The organism is Spiroplasma sp. ald, from assembly GCF_044714355.1.
Classification (GTDB): domain Bacteria; phylum Bacillota_I; class Bacilli_A; order Mycoplasmatales; family Mycoplasmataceae; genus Spiroplasma; species Spiroplasma phoeniceum.
This window is the reverse complement of record NZ_RXFY01000075.1, coordinates 1-5444: the sequence shown is the minus strand read 5'-3', so window position 1 is coordinate 5444 and position 5444 is coordinate 1. Positions and strand designations below refer to the sequence as shown.

3 protein-coding genes are annotated in these 5444 nt (G+C 27.1%); 2 read left to right on the top strand and 1 reads right to left on the bottom strand.

The window, feature by feature from the left end:
* Positions 1–72 precede the first annotated feature (72 nt).
* A complete protein-coding gene (locus tag EHU54_RS04230) occupies positions 73–225 on the bottom strand; it encodes a hypothetical protein (protein WP_400249106.1) in 153 nt (50 codons plus the stop codon).
* A gap of 461 nt (positions 226–686) precedes the next feature.
* Here EHU54_RS04230 and EHU54_RS04225 point away from each other — a divergent pair, with 461 nt between their 5' ends.
* Together EHU54_RS04225 and EHU54_RS04220 are read left to right on the top strand one after the other, a co-directional pair.
* Positions 687–2729, top strand: coding sequence for a hypothetical protein (locus EHU54_RS04225; protein ID WP_400249105.1), 2043 nt, complete (start codon positions 687–689; stop codon positions 2727–2729).
* Between the two features lie 70 nt (positions 2730–2799).
* Positions 2800–5007, top strand: coding sequence for a hypothetical protein (locus EHU54_RS04220; protein ID WP_400249103.1), 2208 nt, complete (start codon positions 2800–2802; stop codon positions 5005–5007).
* The last annotated feature ends 437 nt before the right edge of the window (positions 5008–5444 follow it).

The window sequence follows — 5444 nt, the reverse complement described above, 5'->3', positions numbered from 1 at the left end:
AATTTTTAAATAAAAGACATAATTAATTAAAATTATAATTTGCTATTAGTATCTTTTTAAAAATATTTACAATTATTTTAATAGGTTATGCAAGAAGTCTAATAAATTTCTATGTTTTTTACAAGTTCATAAAACTTTATTTGATAAAAATTCTTCGATAATGAATGATATTGCTTTATAGCAGTTATCAATATTGCAAATTTGTTGTTGCTTATTAATCTTCATTACTTACTCCTTTCTTTTATTAAGTTTTTTTATTAGCAAATTAATTAACTGAAACAGAGAAAGGACAACACCTTAAATTAGGAGAAAAACAGGTACACTTTGTAAAGATTTCTAAGATATTTATAAATGTGTAAACAACTTAAAGAGGGTGTCAAAAAGTTGTTATAGTTTTTTTTGTAAATATTTAAGATACTGTCCTTTCTCTGGATCAATTAATTAATAATTTTGGTTTTACAAATAAAAAAACCATTTTAGTAAATGGTTTAATTTATTATTTTTATTCAATTTCCGAGTTTTTTTCCAAAACCCTTATTTTATTTATACGACCAACTTTTTTTATTTAAAAAGAACAATTAAAAAGCTTAATTTTGTTCAAAAAGGTTGCTTTGCATTTAATATTAATTTTGTTATAATAAATCCATTCAATAGGTCTATTATTAAGCTTACTAAAGGAGATTTTAATGGCAAGAAAACCAGGTAGTTGACATAAACTTAATAACTTAACAAAGAATGTTACTGTAGCATCACGCAAAAAAGGGTGACTTGCCGCAATTTGTGCTGTGCTATATCTTGGTGCTTTAATTCCCTCTGCTTATTTTGGTGTGTCATTTTTAGCAAATATTTTAAATTATGGTGGAATTGAAACTGATGGACCCTTACCTGATGTTAATGATGAGGATTATTTTGAAGTTAACTTTGCAAAAACAAAACTACGCGATAATACAACAACAACTCCGGTTTTTGAAACTTATGAAATTCCTCCTGACCCTAATACTGGGCAAGTTGCACAAACTCGCGCTCGTGCGAGATCATTACGATTAGAATACGCTTATAATTTAATTTTTGAAAAAGCACCTAGTTTATACATTACAAACAATATCTTTTTTAAGAATAAATACAAAGATCCTAAGCAAATTCAAATTTTAGATATTTATACTGATTCACGAGGGACACAACAGTTAAGTCTTGCTGATGTGCAACAAAACCAATTTAATTTGATGAAAAATTTATTATTTTTAAAAATCAAATACGAAGACGTAATCCAAAAAAATCTGGTTTGAATGCCAACCCTATTTGTTGGAAATGAAGGATTTTTATCAAACTTTTTAAGTTTTAAATTAGGAGAAACAAGAAACAAAGATGATTTAAAACCAACAGTTTGAGAAAAACAAACAAATGTTCTAAATGAACAAGCTAATAATATTATGATTAATGGTACTAATGATAGTTTGGCGTTAGCAGATCAAGTTTATGCTGCCTATAAAGAACCTTTTGCTGCTTTTTATGCAGAAAATAAAGGAAATGATAAAGAATTTATTGGTGATTATAATCCATATAGTAATTTTGCTATTTCAAGTGTTAATCAAAATGATCAACTGTTTCCAGGAACTGCTATTGATAGTACGCATTACATGCTTGATATTAATCGGGTAATTCAGTCAGCATATAAAAAGGGTGATTCAGAGCAAAGTTTTGCAAAAACAGATACTCAAATTAATGGTAAATATATTCCACAATTATTAATTTTTTTAATTAATATTTTAGAAACATCACAAAATCGTGGTTTAGTCTTACCAAAAGAACTTGTACCAACCGAATGACAATTTTGATATCAACATCTTCAACCAAAACGTTTAAATGTTAACCAACCAGAGCAATTTTACTTTATGTTTTTACCGCAAGGTGAAACAATTCAAAATGTGATCGCAAATCGATTGGGAGAGCAAATTAAAAATGTTTTAAATGGAAAATATTCATTAGCAACAGCAATTAGAGAATTACAAGAAGATGTTTTGAGTAACCCTAATAGTTCAAAATATAAATGAGTTTATGATTGAAATATTTTACCATTTCAATCATATGGAATAATTGAAAAAGCAGATTATACTGTTGTTAAAAGAACAATTCAAGAAAATGGTGATTTAACAATTAGTTTTAATAATAATCAAGCGGCAAAAACAAACTATGTAATAATTGATCAACCATCATTACATTCAATTACTAATTTAGTTAATCCAGGTGATCATGATGCCTATTTAATTAGTGATAAACAAAAACGAAATATTTTATTTACAAAATATTGAAGTGCTAATTTATATGGAGCACAAAAACCATTAAATTACATTGATATTGATGTTCGAAATATTCCAAATGATGTAACTTCATTTAAAGCAATACTACAAAAACAAATTGTTAATCGTACATGGGAATTTATACAAAATATTAGTCAAATGGTAGGAAACAATTTAAACATTAGTGATAATGTATCACAAATAGATTATGCTAATATAATTGCAGACGATATTATCACATTTACACCTTTAAATAATTATCATAATAGTGCTGCTACTTTTAATGATTGATTTTATGTATTGCAAATTAGCAGTGAAGAAAGATATAGTAATTTAACTGTTCTTGATATTAAATTAGAATTAAAAGCAAAAGAAAATGTTCCAGACCATCTTCAAGCAATTACTTTCCGTTTTAATATTAATTATATTTAAAATTTATGTATAAAAGATGAAATGTGTATAATGATAATAAGTATTAATGTTTGAAAAGAAAGGGATTTACATGCGTAAAATTTTAACACTCCTAACAACATTTCTGACTACAAGTGCTCCGATAGCTAGTGTTATATCATGCGGAACGCCTTCTCCATCAAAAATTGCTGGAAGAGAGAATATTTCAACAGAATTCACTTTAACTAATAATGTTATTGTTACTGATGATAATATGACTGTAGAAGAATCAATTTTTAATCAAGCAAAAATTGAAGGAAGGCTTTCTCAAGATTTACTTTTAGATTTTTTTGAAATTACTGATTCGAAAAATATGGTAAAACCGGTTACTGCTAATACACCACAAACTGGATATGTTGTTTTAACAATTCGCCACGATGAAGATATTCCATATATTGGTTCAATTACCGTTCGTTTTACTTTAGTTAAAAAGTCGTCAATGGATATTAGTCAAACTGTTAACTTAGAAAATATATGAGATGTCACAAAATATGAAAATGTTGAGGAATTATATAATGAGATTTGAAAAAAGGCCGTTGGTAGTTTTAAACCAGAAACGCCAATTGATGCAGAAACTTATGATATCTCAGGTTTTCAATTGCCAGACGATTATAATAAAGCATTGCCTGTAACAATGTTTGCTGAATATAATGGCAAAGCAAATACGCCAACAAGTCTTTTTAGTGGGACAATTACAATTAAATTAAACATTATTAGTTATCGTGCTATGGTTAATTTGAAATTACAGCAGAATAACTTAGAACCACCAAAGTTATATGACTTAGTGTGAAAAGAAGTTAAACAACAGTTTAACGATGATTCGCAAGTTTCAAGTGATTATAGTGACTATCAAATTGATTGAAATACTGTAACAGAACCAAATATTGGTGGTAATACAGAGTTAAATTTTTTAGCAACACCAATTGATGAAAGCATTCATCATTATATGCGAGTTGTTGGATTCATTGTTAAAGATCAAATTGAATTACCACCAACAATAGAATTATCAATTTCAATTGTTGTAACTCAACAAGAACGACCAAATGTTGATAAAGATTGAATTTGAAAATTAGTAATGCGTGAAGCAAACATTAATGGTGGTCCAGCATTAACTAATTTTGACACCACAAGTTGACAATCAATATTTAATAAGAATTGACCTAATATTGGGCGAAGAGAAAAAGTTACTTTGCAGGCACTTAATCTTAACACTGACCCAATTTTTAAAGGCAATATTGCAATCACATTAACATTAATTAATCAAGGAATTGATCCTGGGTTATTAGCATTAGACCCAATTTTATTGGCTGAAGATGATAAACACACAACAAACTCAGTTTTAAATTTAGTATGAGATAAACTGATTAATAATAAGGCATGGGATCCGCATTTATCACGTGATTTAGTGAATTTTGAACCTCAAGACCTAGACAGACTAAGTAATGCTTTAAAAGAAACTAAAAAAAGTGGAAAATGAGAAACTTATGTAATGAATATTTCTGGAAAACAAGAGGTTGCTGGTCGTGATTTTAAAGTTACTGTTCACGGTCAAATTAAAATGGTTAATAAGCCAATTGAAGAAAACCCCGTAGTTGATTTATCCTATAAAACTTATCAATTTGTGCCAAGAAAACAAAGTAGTTCGGACAACCAAGTGCCATATTTAGCTCATCAAATTTGAGGCGATATTATTAAAAATCCAATATTTATTGTTGAAGATGAACCAACTTTTGGGCTTTCTAAAATTCAAACGGATTGAAACTACTTTGAGTTAATTTGTCAACAACTAAATGAAGCGATTAATAAATATGATGTAAGTAGTAGTGATAATAAAATTCCTTTAGAGTTGCAGTTTTCATCTAAAAATAATGCTATTTTTACAGGTCAAGTTACTCTTAAATTAAATTTAACCCTAACTGTCCCAATTAAGTTTAATCTTGATTTAACAAGTTCAATGTTGCCAATCTTTATTCGTAGTTTACCAAGAACATTAGCAGATAAAAAAGAATTAGTAAAAAATATGGTTAATGCAATCCTATATGATGAAATCATAAAAAATCCAAGTTTAAAAGGACAACAGCCAAATATTTTATGAGAACTATTATCTTATGATACAGAATCAGAAGAATTCATTGAACAATTTAATTTCCCAACAGAAAATAATCCACAACAAGAATTGATTATTAAGGTTAAAACATCAACTGGCCAATTCGCTAATGGTACATTTATGTTAAAAATAAACTTAATTTATCAACCTTAAAACTCTTCAAAAAAGAAGAGTTTTTTCTTTTATTAGATAGAATAAAAGTTAGGTAGTTCCTAATATTAGAAAACCAGCTGTCTATGCACTAATTTCATATGCATAAAATAAATTTGGTAAATCAAAAATTAGTGCATCTGTAGGCTTAGAATATAATATCTGAAACTGACAAGACTAAAAATTTTTCAAAGTCAGTTTCAAACCTAAATAGATTTAGATAGAATATTCAAGATTTTTTATCTAAATTTTAGACCAAATGATTATTTTATTATGTTAATTTTTAAGAAAAATTTAACAGATATTAAAACTACCTAATTATGATACAATTTTGCATATAAAAATAATTATATTAATTATTAGCTTATTAAAATAATAACAACTAAATAGAAAAAATAAAAAGTTATTAAATAGACTTCTTGCATAACCTATTAAAATAA